This is a genomic window from Okeania hirsuta (genome assembly GCF_003838195.1).
Taxonomy (GTDB): domain Bacteria; phylum Cyanobacteriota; class Cyanobacteriia; order Cyanobacteriales; family Microcoleaceae; genus Okeania; species Okeania hirsuta.
The window spans coordinates 32,500-54,129 of record NZ_RCBY01000013.1; the positions used below are offsets into that span (position 1 = coordinate 32,500).

Annotated in this window: 17 protein-coding genes; 8 read left to right on the forward strand and 9 right to left on the reverse strand. The window is 37.8% G+C overall.

Going from position 1 to position 21,630, the window contains the following annotated elements:
• Nucleotides 1–128: 128 nt before the first annotated feature.
• Nucleotides 129–395, forward strand: a complete 267-nt coding sequence (locus tag D5R40_RS03995; protein ID WP_124145280.1) for a hypothetical protein — start codon at nucleotides 129–131, stop codon at nucleotides 393–395.
• A 219-nt stretch (nucleotides 396–614) separates the two neighbouring features.
• Here D5R40_RS03995 and phnE read toward each other — a convergent pair whose 3' ends face one another.
• Nucleotides 615–1,457, reverse strand: a complete 843-nt coding sequence (phnE, locus tag D5R40_RS04000) for a phosphonate ABC transporter, permease protein PhnE (RefSeq protein ID WP_205127384.1) — start codon at nucleotides 1,455–1,457, stop codon at nucleotides 615–617.
• A 369-nt stretch (nucleotides 1,458–1,826) separates the two neighbouring features.
• On the reverse strand, nucleotides 1,827–2,621 hold the full coding sequence (gene phnC / locus D5R40_RS04005) for a phosphonate ABC transporter ATP-binding protein (protein ID WP_124145281.1): 795 nt from the start codon (nucleotides 2,619–2,621) through the stop codon (nucleotides 1,827–1,829).
• 168 nt (nucleotides 2,622–2,789) lie between these two features.
• Here phnC and D5R40_RS04010 point away from each other — a divergent pair, with 168 nt between their 5' ends.
• Together D5R40_RS04010 and D5R40_RS04015 are read left to right on the forward strand one after the other, a co-directional pair.
• Nucleotides 2,790–3,824, forward strand: a complete 1,035-nt coding sequence (locus tag D5R40_RS04010; RefSeq protein ID WP_124145282.1) for a cyanophycinase — start codon at nucleotides 2,790–2,792, stop codon at nucleotides 3,822–3,824.
• A gap of 1,190 nt (nucleotides 3,825–5,014) precedes the next feature.
• Entirely contained in the window at nucleotides 5,015–7,021 is a 2,007-nt protein-coding gene (locus D5R40_RS04015) for an ATP-binding protein (protein ID WP_124145283.1), read from the forward strand.
• Nucleotides 7,022–8,294: 1,273 nt separating this feature from the next.
• Here the strand turns inward: D5R40_RS04015 and D5R40_RS04020 are convergent.
• From D5R40_RS04020 to D5R40_RS04035, 4 genes are all read right to left on the reverse strand, one after another.
• Nucleotides 8,295–8,924 carry a CatB-related O-acetyltransferase gene (locus D5R40_RS04020; RefSeq protein WP_124145284.1) on the reverse strand — a complete coding sequence of 210 codons (630 nt, stop codon included), beginning with the start codon at nucleotides 8,922–8,924 and terminating at the stop codon, nucleotides 8,295–8,297.
• Nucleotides 8,925–9,672: 748 nt separating this feature from the next.
• A complete protein-coding gene (locus tag D5R40_RS04025) occupies nucleotides 9,673–10,056 on the reverse strand; it encodes a PH domain-containing protein (RefSeq protein WP_124145285.1) in 384 nt (127 codons plus the stop codon).
• Nucleotides 10,057–10,177: 121 nt separating this feature from the next.
• Nucleotides 10,178–10,402 (reverse strand): hypothetical protein, encoded by a 225-nt coding sequence (locus tag D5R40_RS04030; RefSeq protein WP_124154267.1) that lies wholly within the window; start codon nucleotides 10,400–10,402, stop codon nucleotides 10,178–10,180.
• A gap of 574 nt (nucleotides 10,403–10,976) precedes the next feature.
• On the reverse strand, nucleotides 10,977–11,693 hold the full coding sequence (locus tag D5R40_RS04035; RefSeq protein WP_124154268.1) for a zinc metalloprotease: 717 nt from the start codon (nucleotides 11,691–11,693) through the stop codon (nucleotides 10,977–10,979).
• A 639-nt stretch (nucleotides 11,694–12,332) separates the two neighbouring features.
• Here D5R40_RS04035 and D5R40_RS04040 point away from each other — a divergent pair.
• From D5R40_RS04040 to D5R40_RS04055, 4 genes are all read left to right on the forward strand, one after another.
• Nucleotides 12,333–13,730 carry an AAA-like domain-containing protein gene (locus D5R40_RS04040; RefSeq protein ID WP_240038970.1) on the forward strand — a complete coding sequence of 466 codons (1,398 nt, stop codon included), beginning with the start codon at nucleotides 12,333–12,335 and terminating at the stop codon, nucleotides 13,728–13,730.
• A 108-nt stretch (nucleotides 13,731–13,838) separates the two neighbouring features.
• The gene (locus D5R40_RS04045) at nucleotides 13,839–14,054 is read left to right on the forward strand and encodes a hypothetical protein (protein ID WP_124145287.1); all 216 of its coding nucleotides are present in this window, start codon (nucleotides 13,839–13,841) and stop codon (nucleotides 14,052–14,054) included.
• 1,855 nt (nucleotides 14,055–15,909) lie between these two features.
• Complete coding sequence (locus tag D5R40_RS04050) at nucleotides 15,910–17,739, forward strand: vanadium-dependent haloperoxidase (RefSeq protein WP_124145288.1); 1,830 nt, start codon at nucleotides 15,910–15,912, stop codon at nucleotides 17,737–17,739.
• Nucleotides 17,740–18,529: 790 nt separating this feature from the next.
• The gene (locus D5R40_RS04055) at nucleotides 18,530–18,832 is read left to right on the forward strand and encodes a hypothetical protein (RefSeq protein ID WP_124145289.1); all 303 of its coding nucleotides are present in this window, start codon (nucleotides 18,530–18,532) and stop codon (nucleotides 18,830–18,832) included.
• Here D5R40_RS04055 and D5R40_RS40745 read toward each other — a convergent pair.
• Both D5R40_RS40745 and D5R40_RS40750 read right to left on the reverse strand, forming a co-directional pair.
• Entirely contained in the window at nucleotides 18,813–19,040 is a 228-nt protein-coding gene (locus D5R40_RS40745; protein ID WP_124145290.1) for a transposase, read from the reverse strand. The genes D5R40_RS04055 and D5R40_RS40745 overlap by 20 nt on opposite strands.
• Before the next feature lie 62 nt (nucleotides 19,041–19,102).
• Nucleotides 19,103–19,324: a transposase gene (locus tag D5R40_RS40750; protein ID WP_124145291.1), complete on the reverse strand. Its 222-nt coding sequence runs from the start codon at nucleotides 19,322–19,324 to the stop codon at nucleotides 19,103–19,105.
• Between the two features lie 725 nt (nucleotides 19,325–20,049).
• On the opposite strand from D5R40_RS40750, the gene D5R40_RS04075 reads away from it, so the two are divergent.
• Nucleotides 20,050–20,418, forward strand: a complete 369-nt coding sequence (locus D5R40_RS04075; protein WP_124145292.1) for a hypothetical protein — start codon at nucleotides 20,050–20,052, stop codon at nucleotides 20,416–20,418.
• 58 nt (nucleotides 20,419–20,476) lie between these two features.
• Here the strand turns inward: D5R40_RS04075 and D5R40_RS41850 are convergent, their stop codons facing one another.
• Nucleotides 20,477–21,091 carry a transposase gene (locus D5R40_RS41850; protein ID WP_124154269.1) on the reverse strand — a complete coding sequence of 205 codons (615 nt, stop codon included), beginning with the start codon at nucleotides 21,089–21,091 and terminating at the stop codon, nucleotides 20,477–20,479.
• Between the last annotated feature and the right edge of the window lie 539 nt (nucleotides 21,092–21,630).

Genomic DNA, 21,630 nt, shown 5'->3' on the forward strand with positions numbered 1-21,630 from the left:
CGCTCTATAGTTTTCTTGACTGTTATAGGTTTTGTTGCACTAATATCCTGAAACTCTTACAGGGCAGCACTTTCTCATTTATAGATTTTCTTGATTAACCCTTGTTTTATAATGCTTCTAGCACTTTCATGCAACAAAGCCACTATTATATTTTAATTAACTTATTTTCCCAAACAGAAGATTTTCCCGTAGCGTTATTGCGTGGGGGTAAAGGTTTACCGGAAGGGGGTTGGGAAGAAGTTAGACAAGAAGCGCAAGCGAAAATTCAAGCGGGGCGCGATGTTAATATTAAGACTAATACTGCTGGGCGTGATATAGATAGGGGAGATAAAATAGATATCGATCTTTCTGGCAGCAGCGGAGTCACAATTCATGGAGGTATCGGTTCAAAATAAAACAAGCTAGTCGTAGGTTGGGTTGCTCACACGGATTATGCCACGGATATACGGATTAAGAGGAAAATTGCAAACACAGGCTAGTCGTAGGTTGGGTTGAGGAACCCGAAACCCAACAAATTACAGCGCTTTTCCAATTGATGAACCATATTGTCATAACCAAAATCCTGTAGGGGCGATTCGCGAATCGCCCCTACGGCCCGACTCCTCCCTCGTTATCTACACTAACCAATTTCTTAATTTTGCTGATAATAAATCAATTATTGAAGTTGCCAAGATTAAAATAATTAAAATTGCACAAACTTTTTGATACAAAAACGAACCAAAACTTTGATAAAGAGAAACTCCTATACCACCTGCACCTACTATTCCTAACACGGAGGCAGAACGAACATTTGATTCAAAACGATACAAGACGAAGGAAGTCCATAAAGGCATTACTTGAGGAATTACTCCAAAGATAATCTCTTGAATTTTACTAGCACCCGTAGCACGAATACCCTCAACGGGACCAGGTTCAATAGACTCCACTGCTTCAGAAAAAAGTTTTCCTAAAGTACCTGCTGTATGTACAAATAAAGCTAAAACACCAGCAAAGGGACCTAAACCAACAGCTACTACAAATATTAGAGCAAATACCACTTCATTAATTGCCCGCATGGCGTCTAAAATTCGACGTATAGGCTGTACAATCCAAATTGGACTCATATTTTCTGATGCCAAAATCGAAAATGGAACGGCGAAAATCGCGGCTAAAATAGTTCCCCAAAGACCCATTGAAATAGTAATTATTGTGTCTTCTAAATAAATTTTCCAATCGGAAAAATCAGGGGGAAAATATGACTGAATATACTCAACCATATTACCGCTTTTTTGGAATAAAGTTAAAAAATTTATTTCACTTTGTAGAGCAGAAAAAACTAGAACAGTCGCAGCACCCAATACAAACATTATGCGAGTATTAGTAACTCGTTTCTTTTCTTGGGCTAACATTTCTATAACTGCTGGAGTAGCTATAATAGTTTTATCAATACGGTTAAAATTATTAGTTATTTTGTTCATTTTTATTTATAGCAATCCTATTTTATTTGTGTATAACAATCTTACCGCTTTTAGGGAACAGGGAACAGGGAACAGGGAACAGGTAGGAGTTTCAGTTTTTTTATCTACTTTTTGATTTGTCACAACTCATTTAGGATTGCTATATATATTTCTACACAGAAAATTAAGTTCTAATTTTGTTTCTTTTGGGTTTAATACCATGTTCAGATAATTAGCGATCAAAAACTTTCTCCCTTTTAACTTCTTAATTCTTTATTCTTAATTCTTTATTCTTAATTCTTGCTTTTGACTTCACATGGCTTTTAACTTCTTAATTCTTAATTCTTACTTTTGACTTATTTTCACACCCTTGAATATTTGATAAATTAACTATACTAATTCTCCATGACCTTTCAATATTAATTCTTCTGCCGCTGCACCATAAAGTTCGTCTAGTTTACGATCGCTCAGATTAACTGTTGGATCGTCAAATACAACTTCTCCATCTCTCAGAGCAATAGTACGTTCAAAATACCGACGTACCATTTGAACTTGATGTAGAGAAGTAACAATAGTAATATTATTTTCTCGGTTGAGTTTGCATAATAATTCCATTATCTTCCGAGCAGACTCCGGGTCTAGAGAAGCTATGGGTTCATCTGCTAGAATAATTTTAGCTCCCTGTACTAAACAACGAGCGATCGCTACCCGTTGTTGTTGTCCTCCAGAAAGTTGGGCAGCTTTTTTATAAGCTTGTTCTAAAATTCCTACTCTTTCCAATGCAGCAAGTGCCTGTATTTTTTGCTCTTTTGTAAATAGACGTAGTGCCGAATTTACAAGAGACATTTGCCCCAAGTTTCCCACTAAAACGTTGTCTATTACTGTTAGTCGCTTGACCAAATTAAATTGCTGAAAAATACAACCTATTTGGCAACGTAATTTTCTAATATGTGAGTGAAAAATGCCATCTGTTTGTAAAGCTGTACCAAATATGTAAATGGTACCTTGATCTCCATGCTCTAAACCATTTATCAGTCGTAGTAAAGTAGATTTTCCCGAACCAGAAGCACCAACTAAACCTACCATTTCTCCTGCTTCAACACAGATATTAACTTGCTGCAAAGCAGGTTTTCCTTTAAATTTTTTATCAAGATTCTTAACTTCTATAGCGCTGTATTTAGACATTTATATTATAAATTATTAACAAAACTAATATATATTAGAGCTTGTAGGTTAATTTTAGGTTATCTTTCAGTAAAAAAAATTATTGTAACTATTCAGCTGAATGCTGAATGCTGAATGCTGAATGCTTGCATTGCTATACAATACTATGTCAGACAATTATCTAAATCTATGAAGTTTATTTCTTTATCTTATTTGTTTTTGTTGCTAACTTCCCTATCCAGAAAATTACTCAAAGTCATAGTAATGTTCTGCTTAATAATTACCATTGCATTGATTTTTCCTACCCAAGCAAAAAGCGACAGTTATTTAGAAAATTCTATTAATCTAAGTTTAATGTACAGTGGCCCAGTTTATAACTTTGGTGGTGGTGGCCTTGATATAGACTCTGCAATTCAGTGGATGATTAATCAAGTCCGAGGATGCAATTCTTGTCGCGAGAAAGTAGATGTGATTGTCATTCGTGACTCAGGTAGCGATGCCTATAATCGACCAATTCTAGCTATGGATGGGGTAGACTCAGTGGAAACTCTGATAATTTCTGATCGAAGAGATGCTCAAAAACATAATATAGTAGACGCAATTGAGAATGCCGAAGTAATTTTTTTTGCAGGTGGCGACCAGTGTCAATACCTACGGAATTATCGAAATACGGAAGTTGATAAAGCTGTTAATTCTGTTATTGCAAAAGGTGGGGCAGTTGGCGGAACCAGTGCTGGTGCAATGATTCAAAGTAATTTTGTTTTTAATGCTTGTTCTGAGACAGTCACCAGTAAAACTGCACTAAATGACCCTTATGAAGATATTTCTCTTGACGAAGGTTTGTTTTACAGACAAAAATTTCAGGGAACTGTTATTGATACTCACTTCTATGAGCGCGATCGCATGGGTCGGTTAATGACATTTGTTGCTCGTTTGCTCAGAGATGGAATATCTGATACTGCTTTAGGTATTGGTATTGATGAAGATACTTCGTTAATTGTGGATAAAAGTGGTTTAGCTGAAGTAGTTGGAAATGGGTTTGTTTATTTTGTCTTGGGAGACCATTTACCAGAGGAATGTAACCCTCAAATTCCATTAACTTTTAGTGGGTTCAAAATCTGGAAAAAAGGAAATGGTGAAACTTTTGATTTGAATCATAGACCATCAATTGCTGATTATCAAGTTAGTGTCGAGAATGGAGAACTTGATTCTAGTCCTTATTAGAAGAGGGAGTAGGGAGTAGGCAGTAGGGAGTAGGGAGGAACAATTGATAATTTCTGGAAAAGAGATGGGGAGATGGGAAGTATTTTTCAACCTTTTTCCCTTATACCTTCCCTCTACCTCCTGACTCCTGACTCCTGACTCCTGGCAAAAAAACTGAATCGCCGACAAAAATATGATCGAGGGTTCTATATGTATTCTGTGGCGAAATACTGTTCTTGGGTTGAATAAAAAGTCATGCTTAGGGGCAAGTGAAACCCAATAATAAAATACTACCACGATTTTTTTGGGGATGCAAGGGGAAATACCTTGTCGTTTTTTTTGGAGCTTCACAGGATGATAATTGGATTGAAAAGTTAATATAGCGTTGGCGGAGCCTAGCGGTAGCTACATCGCTTCTACATGAGTAAATATATGGATGTGTTGATGAGGTGAAAATTTTTCGGTGTCACTACTTCTTTTTGGAGTGCTGCACAGGATGATAACTTTTCTAGTGCTTTGATGGTGTGAGTATCCCTTCTATATGTATTCAGTGACGAAATGCTGTTTTTGGGTTGAATAAAAAGTCATGTGTATGGGCGAGTAAACCCCAATAATAAAATACTATCACGATTTTTTTGGGGATGCAAGGGGGAAATACCTTGCCGTTTTTTGGAGCTTCACAGGATGATGATTTAATTTGGTTGTGAATATAGCGCCATTCGGAGCAACTGCGGTAGCTACATCGCTTCTACATGAGTAAATATATGGCGTTGCATAGAGTGCGGGATGAATTTTAGGCTCTCAAACACAGGAAGTTTAACGAAGTCAGAAGTCAGTAGGGGCGAATAGCCATTCCCCCGTACAGAAGTCAGAAGTTAACCCACCCCTCGCCCCTCCCCCTCCCAGGAGGGGAAGTAGGATTTGAGCTTCGCTGCAAAAACAAAAATATTTCCCCTTAAAAGGCGGGGTTATGGGACCCAATTATTTTGATAAAAAACAAAAAATGGGATTTACCTTCTGCCAAAAATTTCATCCCCTAATTCAGCAACGCCTAAAATTCAGGCAACTCAAAATTTTCCGTTCTTAATTCATTCTTTGATTGTCAAATTATCAGAACTGACGCATTATGTTTAGCCCAAAAAATTTCTTTTAGGTATCAATATTATAAGGTATAGTAATCTATATTATTAAAACTTTGCTTATAAGTACCTATGATCGATTTACATCTTCAAGTCCAACTACAAAAAAGAAAAAATCCATTTGGAAGTAGTCGAGTCGATCATCCTTTTCAGACACATAGCGATGCGGATAATGTTTTTAGTAAAGAATTTCACAGAATACAATCTACTCTCAAAGATATTAAACAAGATATTAATCATCAAAGCAAAGGGGTTGTTGTTGTAGGGGAACCAGGGTTTGGCAAAACTCACCTGATGATGCGACTGGCAAATAGCAGATTAAAAACTAATCGACTCTTATTTATCCGTCAACCGAATAATCCTGATGCTATTATTTATCATATTTATAGTCGTATACTTGAATCGCTCATTAGATGTATACCAAAAATTAACTATACTCAACTAGAATATTTGATTGCTAATAGTTGTGCCAAAATTTTTCAAGAAATTATTATAGAAAATCCAGATTTGTACCCAAAAAAAGAAAGTAAAAAAGACCAGACAATTATAGAATTAGTCAAAAATGGAAATCTGGAATTACTCTCTTTTTTATCATCAGATACTCAAGCTAAACGAGAGTTTTGGGAACATATAGAAAATCGGTCTTATATGTGGTGGAGTACAAATTATTCAACGGCAGGATATGCACCAGAAATATTCAAAGGAATTATCAAGTTTTGTGGATATAGAGCTATAGATTATCGTCGCATAATTCGAGAATGGTTGGCAATGAATGATGTACCTCAAAAATTATTAGATAAAGTTAAAATAGCATCTTGGAATAAAAGCATCAATCGAGAAGAAGTATCTTTAGAAGCGTTAAAAGTATTAGGTTATTTATCACTTTTAGACGAACCTTTAATTATTGTCTTTGACCAGTTAGAAGGTTTAGGTAGGGAATATAATCAGAATCTTTTGCACAGTTTTGGAGAAGCAATTAAAGAAATTTTTACTCATATTCCTAATAGCTTGATTATCCTAAATTTATTCCCAGACCGATGGGAGCAGTTTAAACAAGAATTTGATGATTCTATTGTCGATAGAATTTCTCAGTGTCAAGTATTCTTAAATAAGCCATCTGAAGAACAGCTAATAACAATTCTTAATGAAAAATCTAAGTCTATTAATATGACGATTGAACAACTTTTCACGCCACACGAAATTCAGAAGATATTAAGTAAAAATTCTATACGCTCAATTATTAATTCTGCTGCAGATTTCTATAATTATAAAATTCATAATATTCCCCTGCCCGATTATCTGAAAGTTGAGACAAATAGTCAAATAGCACTACAGAATAATTCCAATTTACAAAATTTGGTCTCAGATATTAAACAAATTAAAGAAGTTGTTCTGAAGATAGCTGAAAAACTGAATATTGAATCGAATCTAGAAACAAAAATTGAGCAAAATAGTGAAACATATATTCATCAGGAGACTCAAACTGATACAAATAAAATTATCGGAGATTACCTGAATCAAAAATATCAGCAAATAGAAGAAGAATATAGTGAGTCTCAAGTTATTACAAGTAGTGATGACCGGGGAAAATTGGAGAAAATTTTTGAATCGTTGAAAATAATTCAACCATCTCTCAAGTTAGATTTTCTGACCTTTGATAGACCTAAAAAAATTCCAGACCACCTGGTTATTCAAACAGAAACTCAAGGTTATGCTATAGGTTTTTTATATGATGGAGGTAACGCCTTTTTTTCTCGGATGACTAACTGGAATGAATTAGTAGCCAAAAATTCTCACCTCAAGTTTTATCTATATCGAGATGCTAGAGGGTATCAAGTTAGTGGTGAAAAAAGTATCGCAGAATTAGATAAATTTAAAAATACAGATAATGGCGAATATATTGTTTTGATCAAAGATGAACGTATTACTTTTGAACTTCTCTATCAAATAATTGTGGATATTCAAAATCAAGATTTGGAAGCTAAGTTGGATGAAGCATTATTAATTCTTTTAAAAAGATACTCACATCACTCGTTATTAAAAATAGCCATAGAAGCGATCGGAACTTTTGAAGTCTAGCTTGATTAAAGAAGATTTTAGATCCCCTGAACAAAGTAGAGTTTTAAATCCAATTTCTGAGGTCTTTAGGTATTAGGTAAACTTTTTTTCATATACCACCTATGATATCAAATCCGGTAGCATTGTTGTAATTAGATTCATAGTGTGGGAACCCACCCCTAATATAGAATCCGGTTGAATAGTCGTCATTGCGACGATAGGAAGCAATCTCAGGGGTGCGTGGAGATTGCTTCCTTCCACTCCGTTCCAGTCGCAATGACTTGGATATAGTAATTATCCGGATTTTATATAATACCAAATTATAGCGGTTTTCATTAACATAGAATACAGCTATTAGGTCTGTAATTATTAAACTTCAAACATACTTATATTTTGTTTGTAGTCTACCTTTGTGAAAACCGCTATAATAAATATTTGCTACAAATAGCTAGGATATTTCTGAGGAGTCAACCCACCCGCGTGCCCAACCAACCCCCGCCCCTCCCAGGAGGGTAACTCAGGAGGACTGAGTCACATGGGAATAGCTTCAATACCATTTTTCAGGTCGCAAATCATTCTTTTGTCTTGGTGCGCTACCAGGTGCGACTAGCGTCGTCGCGGGGTCGCACCGCTCTCTTGGTCGATGGTCGGTCAGCTCCGAGACCCGAAGAGTGCAGACCCGCTCCGAAGTACGCCATCCCACCCTACGGGAAGCTCCGAAGATCGACCACTTTGTCAAAGGACATATCCTGCATTTGTCTTTTTATTCCTGTTACTATTCGAACACATTCTTTTTTCACCCTTGGTATAACCCCTCCCAGGAGGGGAAGATGGGGAGATGGGGAGATCAAGAAAGATTTGGCAATGGCGCTGTGATGGAACATTTTTTTAGACCGAAACCGAGGGGATTTGATATGACTTAGCACTTTCGGAGCATAGTGACAATCAATTTTATGAGCGATCGCTACTAATAAAAGTATAAATATAAGTAAAAGCGATCGCTAGTACCTATAAAATATTACGCTGAGGATAAAAAGCTGATCATATAAAATTTTGGCGTTGGTAATTTGAGGTATGATATCATGTCCGGATAAGAGCTTTATAGAATTCCGTTCCCTTTACGCCACCAAAAAACTTTCTCTTTCTACTCCTTCTAATCCTTTTTCTTCTTCTTTATTCTCTCCTGACTCTTGACTCCTAAGTAATTAAGATTAATATTATACACGCGCTTTACCAACGCCAAAATTTTTAGTTATTCACATATTTGGCTTTTTAAATAGCTACAAAATAAAACTCAAACAGTCTCACGCAATTCATTAATATCCGATCCACAAATCGCCTGTAAATTACGAGTAATTTTCTCAATTTCCCAATCCCACCATTTAATCTCTAGCAATTCTTTAATAATAGCTTCCTCAAATCTTTTACGAATTTCTTTAGCAGGATTTCCACCAACAATACTGTATGGTTCAACATTCTTTGTCACCACAGAATTTGTCGCTATAATTGCCCCATCTCCTACTTGAATACCAGGCATAATTATCGCTCCATAACCAATCCAAACATCGTTACTAATAACAGTATTTCCTTTGTCTGGCCACGAGTCCGGCATTGCTTTTTCCCAACCTTCTCCAAACACAGGAAAAGGATAATTTGTCAACCAGTCAGTACGATGATTTCCTCCATTCATAATAAACTTTACATCAGAGGCAATAGAGCAGAATTTACCAATAATTAATTGATCTTCAATAAAATCAAAATTATAGAGAACATTACGCTCAAAATTCTCTGGATTCTCAAAATCGTCGTAGTAAGTATAGTCTCCGACAATGATGTTGGGATTTTTAATAATGTTCTTTAAATAGACTAATCGAGTTTGATTAGGTATTGGATATTTAAGGTTAGGGTCAGGACCGTTATTCATATTTTTTGATAGTTATAATCTTCTTCAAAGTTTAGCAATAAAAGTTTTTATAGCAATTGTTGAAATGGTATAAGTATTGAATAACTTTTGTTATTTTGATGGTGACTTTTGATAAATAGTATGAAAAAAAGAGTAGTTCATAAGTGGAGCGACTCTTGTCTAAACTAATTATCTTCACTATGTTTCAAAGATAGTGGGTGGAGCGGTGTAAGAAGGCGATTTTTCCCAGCACCATTCTCCTAAATTGGCTTGAAAACTCTACCATCACGAGAGGTTTCCACAATTGATTGAGCTTGAATATCCAATATAGTAACTGCCATTAGTGCTCTTGATATCATGTCCGGTAGCATCGGAGCGTGTATAGAATTAAGTTTCAATTGAAAGAAATCCTTTAGCATAGTAGCATAACTGCCCTCTGCTTTCCTTCCACCAAAGTATAAGTATTCAAGTCGAGACTGTAGCAATATTTTATGAAATTGGTATTATATAGCAATCCTAAATAGGTCGTGACAAATCAAAAAGTAAATAAAAAAACTGAAACTCTTACCTGTTCCCTGTTCCCAGTTAAGTGTTCCCTAAAAAGCAGTAAGATTTTTGACACGAATAAAATAGGATTGCTATAGAATATCTAAAACAACAGAATATTAATAATCAACCCTTTGTCCTAGATCACTAAACGCCTTCTTCCTTCTTACTTCTTCCTTCTGCTATAAAATTGAACTAAAAACCTACCACCTTCTTCAAGAATTTACTTCAAAACATACTTACTTAATACAGAATAGACTTCGTTAATATTCACGGAACGATTAAATTCATGACTAATTGGTTCTGATTCACTACCTACCCAAATCTTTAACTCTGCATCTAAGTCAAAATGTCCTGCACTTTCTTTAGAAAACTTGGTAATTTTTGAATAGGGAATAGAAAGAAACTCAATTTTATGTCCTGTTACTCCTTGTTTATCTACCAAAATTAAACGCTTATTAGTAAACACAAACATATCGCGAATAATTTGGTAAGCTTTTTCAATTTGTTCTCCATCTACTAAAATATCGTTGAATAACTTATCTAGTTTTTTGGAATCAATATTAACTTCGGCAGCATTTCCGAGTAGACCACTAATTAAACCCATATTTTACTCCTTTTAAATAATTTTCAGTAGTCATCTTTAAACCAGTAAACTTAAGTTATAGGATTGATACTCAAGGCTGAAAGCTGATAGCTTATTAATACTGTAATTAACTATCAAATCATTAGAAATCTCCATAAATTACATCAACCTTTTCTGAAATCCTTGTCGGGGCGTTACATGGAATGTCCCTACATTCTTTTTCGGAGATATCTATTAGCAGAATATCATTTTTCTTTTCTATCTTAACAAAATCTGGAGTGATATCAAATCCCCTCAGTTTCGGTCTAAAAAAATGTTCCATCACAGCGCCATTGCCAAATCTTTCTTGATCTCCCCATCTCCCCATCTTCCCCTCCTGGGAGGGGTTATACCAAGGGTGAAAAAAGAATGTGTTCGAATAGTAACAGGAATAAAAAGACAAATGCAGGATATGTCCTTTGACAAAGTGGTCGATCTTCGGAGCTTCCCGTAGGGTGGGATGGCGTACTTCGGAGCGGGTCTGCACTCTTCGGGTCTCGGAGCTGACCGACCATCGACCAAGAGAGCGGTGCGACCCCGCGACGACGCTAGTCGCACCTGGTAGCGCACCAAGACAAAAGAATGATTTGCGACCTGAAAAATGGTATTGAAGCTATTCCCGTGTGACTCAGTCCTCCTGAGTTACCCTCCTGGGAGGGGAGCGCGGGTGGGTTGACTCCTTACGAAATATCCTAGCTATTTGTAGCAAATATTTCTTAATTTGATATTAGGGGTGGGTTCCCACACTATAAGTCTAATGACACCAATCCTACCGGATTTGATCTGAAGCGGTCGCCATTATTTTGATGAGAGTTTTTTGACTCAAGTAGATCCATCGCTTCTAACTAACTTAAGTTACTACAGAAGTTAAATTGATCGCGCAATACTACACTATTTCATTTCTACCACATCATTACAGCAGTTTCACCACTTAAACCAGGAAAATACAAACGAACTCTGAGAATATAAGTACGACCTCTCAACAATTTGTGAGTAATGAAAGCATTATATTCAGTACCACTATCATCATCTCCATTCAAATACCTTGGGTCGCCATTCTCTTCCTCAAACAAAACCATTACAGTGTCTGCTTCACCAAAAGTTTGAAACTTGTAATCTCGCGAATTTTTTGGCTTCACAATAAAATTAACCTGTTCTCCAGGGGATAAAACCAATGGCACTGAAATAAAAGGTTTAAGCTCAATGTAATCGTTTGATTCCAGCACAGGATAAAACTTTTGCATCCAATCCTTATCCTTTTGTGACAAACCAGGTTCTGGAAAAATTCCTTGCTGATTATAGGGAGCAGGACTATTGATCAGTTCTGCTTGAAACTGATAGTGCATAATTGAGTTTGGGTTCCAGTCAGACCCTGCAACTTCATTTGTTGCTACTTTACGCAAAATATTATATTCTATCGTTTCTAACGACCAATTGTTCGGAAGTCCACTTAAAGAAGCTCTGACTGCATCTTCATTCCACTGAATACCTGCTTTAGGATTTTGATGCTCGTGTGGTAATGCTAGTGTATGTCCCACTTCGTGAAGTGCAGTTTCCTTACCATAGCCATCATTAGCTAAAGGCCAACCAAAATTCATAGTTCTTTGGTTTAATATCATGTCCGGTTAAACAGTGATAAATAAATAACTAGGGAGTCCTCAGGAGTCAGGAGTCAGGAGTCAGGAGTCAGGAGGAAAGAGGGAAGAAAGAAGAACAACTGGAGTTGAAGGAGAAAGTTTTTTTATAACTAATTATCCGGACATGATATAAAGGAATATTCAGCACATCAGTTCCCAGATAAGACCAAGACCCATCACCTTGTTGGAAACCAATGCGAACTTCTGCATCTGTGGGAGCATCAACCTCTTCAAATCAGACTTCTGATGTCTTTATGAAGACGCTCAAAACTTCCTGAGAAACAGAAGCGGTTTGAGATTTAGTTATAACCACGATGCAACAAAGCCGTATCAGTAGCTTGAGTTTCAAGCGAATTTAAGCCTGTGGAGAAGATTAAGTTGCAGACTGAAGAGGATGAGAAGGAGAATTTTTTTTTGATCACGCTTTTATCCGGACATGATATAACTTCTAACTTGCCCGTAGCGCTATACCTCTACAGATGCCGACGCGGGGTCGCACCACTCTTCCATAAATGTAGCAATATTTGATAAAATTGGTATGATTTATTTTCTATTGCCAAAAAAAAAAGGATATGATTGCATAAAATACTATTTATATTTATACTTAATAATAGCTAATATATGGAGAAAGAGGAAAATTCATACCCTATCAACTTAAATTTTGTTCTCAAAGCTATAAACCGCAAGCTACTCGAAATTGATTATCCTCCTCTAAATAATATAGAAAGGATAATTATCCAAGGCATCTGGAATTATAAAACCTATAATCTAGTAGCTCAAGAGGCTGGTTATAGTCCAGGTTATCTGAGCAATGTTATAGCTCCTCAGCTATTGAGACGAATTTCTGATGTTGTAGGCCAGAAGGTAACCAAAAAAAATTGTCGGGCAAAGCTTGAAACATATTTTACCTCAAAAGCAACATCAAAAAAAACCATTGCCAACCAAAATGCTACAACACTGTCTACTAATATTAGGCAAGTGATGTCACCAAGATTTCCTAGTGGAGGCATATCTCTAGATTCCCCATTTTATATACAACGATCTGATATTGAGAAGCAAGTATATGCAGAAATTGAGAATCCGGGGGCTTTGGTAAGGATAAAAGCGCCACAAGAAATGGGCAAAACCTCCCTGCTGCTGCGTGTTATGGACTATGCAAAACATTTTTTAGATTATCACGTTGTTAACTTGGACTTACAACAGGTAGACCAAGATATTTTTAGTAATATTAATAGGTTTTTACGCTGGTTTTGTGTTAATATCAGTCGCCAACTAAACATAGAATCAAGGTTAGATGATTATTGGGATGAAGACATTGGGTGTAAAATTAGCTGCTCTCTCTACTTCCAGGACTATTTACTAGATTCAATTGATTCGCCCATACTTCTAGCTTTGGATGAAGTGAACCAGATTTTTGAGCATCTGGAAATAGCAAAGGACTTTTTTCCCTTGTTACGTTCGTGGTATGAGGATGCCAAAAGACTCCCCCTGTGGCAGAAATTGCGTTTAGTAGTAGTTCACTCAACTGAAATTTATGTGCCTCTAAACCTGAAACAGTCACCTTTCAATGTAGGGTTGCCAATCCAGCTACACAATTTTTCCTTGAAAGAAGTGGTAAAATTAGCTAAATGTTACAGACTTAATTGGACAGATGGAGAGCAAGCAAATCTTTTGATGGCTATGACAGGAGGACATCCTGCTTTAGTACATCTTGCTATTTATCATCTTAGTCAGGGAGATGTAACACTCACGGAGCTATTAAAAACGGCTCCTACATCGACGGGAATTTATTCGAGTCACTTGCAGCGTCATCAAGCAAAATTGCAAGATGAGCCGGAATTAGCGATCGCTTTGAGTACAGCGATACATACCACTGAACCTATATTACTAGAACCTATCTATGCTTACAAGTTAAACAGTATGGGGTTAGTGAAGTTAGATGGAAATAAAGCAGTTATCAGTCATCAGTTGTACCGAGACTACTTCCAACAAACATTACAGGCGTTTTCATTTCGGTAGAGCACAGTAGGGACGTTTCATGGAACCTCCTTACTGGGTGCCTGATTGTGACGATGTGGTTCATCAATATGAAAAGCGCTGTATGATAATGTCTGCAAGCGGATATCTTTGGCGCGCAAACAGCTTAAACAGAAGTTGAGTGACTATTTTCGAGCTTCGGAGTTGGAAAGTACAAGTCTAAATATTGAAGAAGGAGTCAGGAGTCAGGAGTCAGGAGTCAGGAGGGAAAATTGCATGGGGATAGTCAACGAAGGGCCGCTCCGCGTCTACGCTCCCCCAAACAATTTTGAGCACCGTGTAGACGGTGGGGTATTAAACCCATAAGGGAAATAATAAAAAAATATATTGAAGAAGGAGACAGGAGACAGGAGACAGGAGACAGGAGGAAAATTACATGGGGATTCTCACCCCAAGTAATTTTGAACACCCCCGTTGACGGTGGGGTATTAAACCCACAAAGAAAATAATAAAAAAATAATAATACGATATCTGTTAGGAGTTAGATCGCCAAATCACCTCATCTTCTCATCACCCCATCACAACAGGAGCGGGAGAGAGTTAATTGTATAGCGCTGTGCGCAGGCAACAGGCAATAGGCAACAGCTCCGGAAGGGGGAATAAAAAGCTGATAAGATAAAACTTTTAGCTATTGGACACCTCCTGTAATTTGTAAATATGCCAGGGCACATTGCTATATCTATTTTCACCCCCAAACTGAATAATTTTGGATAATAGATGATCGTATTTATGATCCAGATAATGACAGCAAAACTCAAATATATCATGTTGAAAAAATGATATTTAATGTGATAAATAAGAAGAAATAACCATTGAAAACTGTATTAATGGAGAGTTGGTATGGAAGACAAAGATGAATGGCATTGATAGATAACTTAGGAAAAAATTATTATTGGCACTTAAAAATAAATCGCGCACGTAGATGACACAGGTGGTGTATGAAAATCGAAAAATCTTGCTGAATTAAACTGGAATGAATCAGAAAAAAATCAGGTAAAATCATTAAAAAGAAAGGGTTTCAAAGGGGTAAAAAAGTCAAGGGATTCTGGGTAAATGCTTCTACCAACACCAACAGAATATATTGCTACTAATGACCTCAGCAAATGCAGTAAAGATGATGTCTAATTTGAAGTTAAAATGAGATGAAAAATTGAGGAATGTCAGAGAGGAATTAAGCAATTCACAGGAGCCAATACCTGTGAATGTCGTCTGAGAAAAATTCAAATAAATCATATTGCTTGTGGAATGTTAGTCTGGAATTTTGTCAAAAGATTAGCAGTGAAAATAGGAAAAACTATTGCTCAAGTCAAACATTAATTACTCTCAGATTACCTGCTCCAAGAGCTGAATAAGCCTACAATAAAATTCAGGGCTATTTTGATTTGATAGAGGTTTTTTACCTTTGTTTTAACTATGGAAATTGTCTTGACGCGATCGCGCTTGATTTTTTTTCAGCGTTAGCGGAGCTTGGCGTCAGCAATCGCTCTATTTACCATGCGCTATTATATATAGTGTCTTTGCGTAAGTCCTGATAAATTAAGAAGACATTCAGAGTAGGGACGTTGTATGTAATATCCCTACTTTATGTTTAATACTAAGGTTAGTGGGAGAGCGATATAGCTGCCGCACTTGCTCCGCCAACGCCGACTTAAGGGTTTGAACTAGAATATTTTAAAGTTCTTGAGCAGCCAACATAAATAATTTATTTACTTCTCAATTGCATCATAGATATGCAATTCATAAATTAATCAGACATTCACAGTAGGGACGTTGTATGCAATATCCCTACTTTATGTTTAAAACTAAGGTTAGTGGGGGAGCGATATAGCTGCCGCACTTGCTCCGCCAACGCCGACTTAATAGAAGTAAGAAGTTGGGCAATTTTTGTTTCTTTTTGTAAAGAAGTACCAAAAAATTATATCGAGTAAAATATAATAGGTGCAGGTGCATTGCAATAGTCATCCATTGTAAGACGAGGAGCGATCACTACCTTACTCGATCAAGCTAGAAATTAAGGGTATCTAACTCAAAAAAGTCATAAATTTTGCTTTCCATCGTCTACATAATAGACGAGTATACCACTTAATTATGATGATAACTTATCAAGTCTCGTCCCAGTTTTGCACACAATCCTAAAATTAATCAAAAATAGGAGAATTTTATGAACGAGCGTCGTCAAAAATCTTATTCCGTTCGCATTGAGGCCGCTGAATTAGCAAGAAGCCGCCAACATCCAACCCATCAAGCTAATGGGGACGAAGAGCGCTACGCAGGCGATCGGTATTTCATGTCCTTTACCAAAGGTTTAATCCATAACCCCAACACAGGATTGCTACAAGATCCAAGAGACTTTGTAGAATTTCGCCGAGCGATCGATGATGGCTTCATCGATCCTTTTACTGATAGAGTTCGTCATGGTGCAAAATATAAGGTTGTTAATGGCAACATTGTAGAAGAGGAAAATCCGAATTTCCTTGATGGTTTTAGACAGTGGGAAGCCCCAACTGCAGGGGTTGTGCATGATTTAGAAGGACCTGATGCTCAAGCAGTCACCATGCCTCCCGCACCACCATTGTTAGATGCCACTGGTAACACGAACCCGGAACTGATTTTTGAGATGGCTGAGGTATATGAACTGGCCATTCTTCGCGATTGTCCTCTTAATGATTTTGAGTGCAATGCAACCAATGAAAAGGTCAACAAATCAATTGCTCGCCTCAATTGCCTTGATTACATCAAAGACCAAAATGGACGACCTCGAAAAGTCAATGGAAATAACTGTCTCGACAAAAATACAGTATTTCGTGGGTCTTCTCCGGGGGTAGAGGTGGGACCTTACCTGTCTCAATTTTTGCTGATTGGTAACAAAGGCGTCAACGGAGATAATGGTGTCACTAAGGGAAAAATCGCCTATGGTGTTCTGGAAATCAACCAACAAGTTCCCATAGCCACGCCAGGAACAAACTATATGACCGATTTGACAAAGTATGTTGAAGTTCAGCGGGGTATTAGACAGGAACGAGAAAGCTATGATACTGGACGTCGCTTTATTTATACACCTCGTGATCTGGCAACCTATGTCCACTACGATGCTCTTTATGAAGCTTATCTCAATGCTTGTCTGATTCTGTTGGGAATGGGAACTCCTTTCAATCCTAGTTTCGATCATCTCTCTGGAGGTGGTGTAGCAGCACAAGATCCAAAAACTCGCCGTCACGCTAATGGTTTTGCTCTTTATGGTGGTCCCCACATTTTGACCTTGGTGACTGAGGTGGCAACACGAGCACTTAAGGCTGTTCGTTTCCAGAAGTTTAACAATCATATTCGCTTGCGACCAGAGGCTCTAGCAGCACGAATTGAGCTGTTGCGTTCTGGCAATAGCATAGATAGAGATTTGCTCCCAGAAGCCTTGAAAAAAAACGTTCAGGGGTTCATAGATAAGTTGGAAGGCAATGGAACTTGCGGTTTGAACACAAGTACTCTCGGAAATATTTCCGCAATAGCTGAAGGTAGTTATCTGCTACCAATGGCATTTCCTGAAGGATCTCCCATGCACCCTGCTTATGGTGCAGGACACGCTACCGTTGCTGGTGCTTGTGTAACCATTCTCAAGGCATTTTTTGACACCAGTACAGTGCTTGTAAAGGATAGTAGTAAGGAATATAGGTTCAAACGTATGGAGGAAGGCGATAAGTTGGTTGCTTTCCGAGTTAATGGTTGCAATCGGACTGCCTTGAAAGAAAGAACGATTAATAATATTTCTGAGGCTCTCACTCTTGAAGGTGAACTGAATAAACTAGCAGCCAATATTTCCATTGGTCGAAACATGGCAGGAGTTCACTACTTCACCGACTATTACGATAGCGTTCGCATGGGCGAGGAAATTGCCATTGGTATTCTTGAAGAACAGGCATTGACTTTTCCTACAGATCCCTTTGTCTTGTCTGTACCAACCTTTGATGGCGACGTTGTGAGAATTGGTCGGCGATAAACGTTGGGTATAGAGATGCAAAGGTTACTCTTCGCCGGCATCCTGAGCTTGGTTTGAGAGAATTAATCTCTCACTCATACCCGCTAGATATCTCCAATAATTATTCTAGAACCGGCGTTGATGAACCAAGCTATGAAACCTAAATTTGGCCAAATAGAAAATGCTTTTCAGTTAATAGTTAGGTGATTGGCATTAATGCGCAGTCATAGCCAAAATCACCAACGCCCTAGAACCCTATTGGAAAAAGGCACAGCTAAAGATAGGGCAGCGATCGCACTCTATCAAGACAGTCTGTTTTATTAGATGGGAATCCCGCGCTGTACCGTCAGGTCAGCGTCGGGAGGATGTCAAAGCCTGTCTGGTATCCTTCCGAGGAATAGCACGCAGAGTTAGGCGTGCTTACTGGAGCTTACAATTTTAGTGCTGTTGCCAAAGACTGGGGCAACTTGGAGAACTTGCTCGTCAGGGAGCGAGAAACCTGGGAGGTGATGAGTTTGCTGATGGGTTGAAGCATGGTCTGGCTATTGCCTGGCAAAATATACCTCACCAAAAAGGTGGATGGGCACAATGAAATACAGTTGAGAATAGAGAAATTCACTTTAACACTCTGGTTAAGGGCGACCAAAATTTTTATATTGTTGGGGACTAGCTTTCTCACCTAACGGGTTGGCAAGAGGGTGCAGTTGCTTCAGCTCTGAATGCAGTCTGTCAGATTGCAGACCCAATCAATGTATCGCGTTCCTGATATTGACCTCCTTCCAGATACGCGCTTGACTGTGGAAGGTGCATTTTGGGCTACTCTGCCTGCTTATGTTTGATTGACTCCCAAGAGAAATGGCTGAAAAATGCACTAAAAAGCGTTAGCTCCGCCTACCAAAAAGCTAATTTGGCTAACGTTCCGGTGGATACTTATCTCTTTGGTCATTCTTTAGGTGGGTTGTTTGCTCTGAGTTGGGCTTATTATATTGAACAAGAACATCTTCCTGAGAACCTGTTACCCCAGCAGGTGCTTGTGGCAGATCCGCTTCCCAATACCAGTGTGGCCAATATACCCGGGGAATTGGGGGATTTGATTACAGCGCTTTTGAGATGAATAAACCACAATGTTCAAACATTCCCCATGGCATCATCTTCAGTAATTTGAGCGATGTAGCTGCCGCACTTGCTCCGCCAACGCTTCGCTGATAACTCGATCTAATTGTTCCTGAGGAAAGAGCTTGACGAGAACCGAGAAACTCTTTAAATTTTGACCAACATAGTTCAATGGGTGACAAATCTGGTGAGTATGCAGGTAAGAACATTAACTTGGCTCCTCTATACGGAAATTAACTCTTGAATTCTAGAACCTTTGTGGACACTTAAATTATCCATCAGTACAATTGCCCAAGCGCCATAGTTGAGGTACTAAAATCTGCTTTATATATGTTTCAAATACATTTCTATTTGTACTACCAATTACTGTCATTGATGCAATTAGACCATCTAGACTTAAAGCTCCTAAAACACTTGTATTCTTACCTTGATTTCTAGGGGCATTGGTAACTACTCTCTCTCCTACTTTTGCTGGACCATCAAGACGAGTCATATCATGTTCGGTTGAATACTTATAATATCTGTGGACTAAAAGCAGAAGGCAGAGGGCAGCTATGCTGAAGGGAAAGAGCAAGGTTAGAAGGCAGAAGGTTTATTATAACTGATTATCCGCAATTCGTAGCTCCCCCGGAGGGGAACATGATATCATCCCTAAATTAACCCCTGATTCGTCAACAAAAACCAAATTATTTATGTCTACTAAATCAGCGCCATTTTCCATACTCATAGCGTTTTTGTTTAATATCTTCTCTCTCTTGTTCTGAAGCATAAAGACTTTTTTTTTCTACTTATATTGAATTTTTTGAAAATTTGATACATTGTTGATACACTCACTTTGACTCCGGTTCTAATTTCTAAATATTCCCATAACTCACAAAGTAAAATATCCGGTTTTTGTTGGATTTGCTGCGCTCATTAAAGAATCAAAATTGCCATCAATTTTAATCTTTGGTCCTCCTCCATGTTGCTTTGGATTTACAGTTCCTGTGGTTCTATAATGCCTTCATAAATTACGGACAAAACTCAAGCTAACTTGAAATCTTTGCGCTATTTGACGTTGAGAACCTTCTTGATTTTGATCGGCTCTAATCACACGAAGACGTAAATAAGCGTGAATATGGTCTGGCCATTTTTCAGGATTGGCGTTGGCGGAGCAAGTGCGACAGCTACATCGCTCTAGATAACTATATTTGTGTTTAGTTATATTTTACAATTAACGTGGTTCACCCATATGAAAAGTGCTGTAAGAAAATTACCGATGATGTGGATGTTAAAGTAACTGGAACCACACAAAACCTGAATATTCAAAACTATCACCTGGGCAAATTTATGCGGGAGTTCTCAAAAATAGGCTTTGATGCTTTACAGGAAGTTCAGCAGCCTGATGGGGATACAATTTGGGCTATGGATATGGTAATCGACAATCAAGATTTCAACTTTTACCTGAGTAAGGCTGAGATTCTTAATACGATAACTTTGGCGGAAGTTCAAAGCGAACAACAAATTGACGAAATAGCCTCAAAGTACAAAATTGAGAAAGATAGGAGTTATATCATCATTGATGGTAAAAAATATTGGCGTTGGTAAATTAGGGTATGATATTTCCAAAAAGTCCTTATAGAAACCATTTAGGTTCTCGAAGAAATTAGGCGATCGCCACTAATCTCTTCAACATCAGCCTGACAAAACAAACATTAATTTTGGTGGCACCATGAGCAAGAGTTGTTTTCCTGCCGAATGCTGCGCAAACAACATTTTTTACTAAACTTTTACATCTTTCCATCCAGGAATTGGTTCTTTCTATCACCCACCTAGCTGTGACGGGTACAAATCCTGTTTTGCCTTGTTGATTCTTTTGAGCTTTTAATGGTTTAGGCGACAGTTTCAAGGGAATATTCGTCAGAATTGCCGGAGCAACTTTTTTCAACTCCTCCATAATTTTTTGAGGATGATATCCATTATCCAGTAGAATGGTGATTTTCGGAATGTTAACTGGCTGGGATTTAAAGTAGTCGATATTATTTGAGAACATCTCAATTAATCCGACATGATCACAGACCGATGCTTTGGTGCAATGGACAAAAAAAGCGCACCGCCCGCTCTGAGGAAACCTCAGAGTAAGGACGGAGCAAGAAGGAAAACCGAGAGTATCGACGGCTAGATGCCGTTTAATTCCATTGGTGGCTAATTCAAAACAACACCCCTTGGACTCTAAACTGTCATTACAAGTATTTTTCACGGCTTGGGAATCAATGATCATTAAAGTTGTCCATTTGCCTTTTTTTTACCTGTTGACCTATTTGAGCGTACAGGATATCCCTAATCTTCTCAATTAGTCCTTCTTCCCTCCACTGTTGATCACGCCAAAATACTGTGGAGGTTGGCGGTAAATCAAGTATTACCCAGTAAGCGTCACCGTGGGGTTGGCCAAGAAACTGGTGATACAAGTTATATTGAACGATTCAATCATACTTGACGTCAAAGAGTTTCCAGCTGAGTAAGTAAAACTTGATCATTCTCAAAATCTCTCGACAATCATATTGGTGCAATTTGGTATTTTGTTGATCACTATAATGCTAGTTTAATCACTTAGATCATTACTATGCATTACTACCCGAAAAAGATATAGACTTTTTGTAAAAGTAGGGAATAGGTATGGAGGGAACAGGGAAGATATTTTTAGGAGAAAAACACGGAAAATGATTTTTTGAGTTATTACACTCTAGTTTATAGTAAATAAAGGGCAAGTTTATTTTCTGGAGATGTCTATCATACAATTATCTACCAAAATCAGGAAAA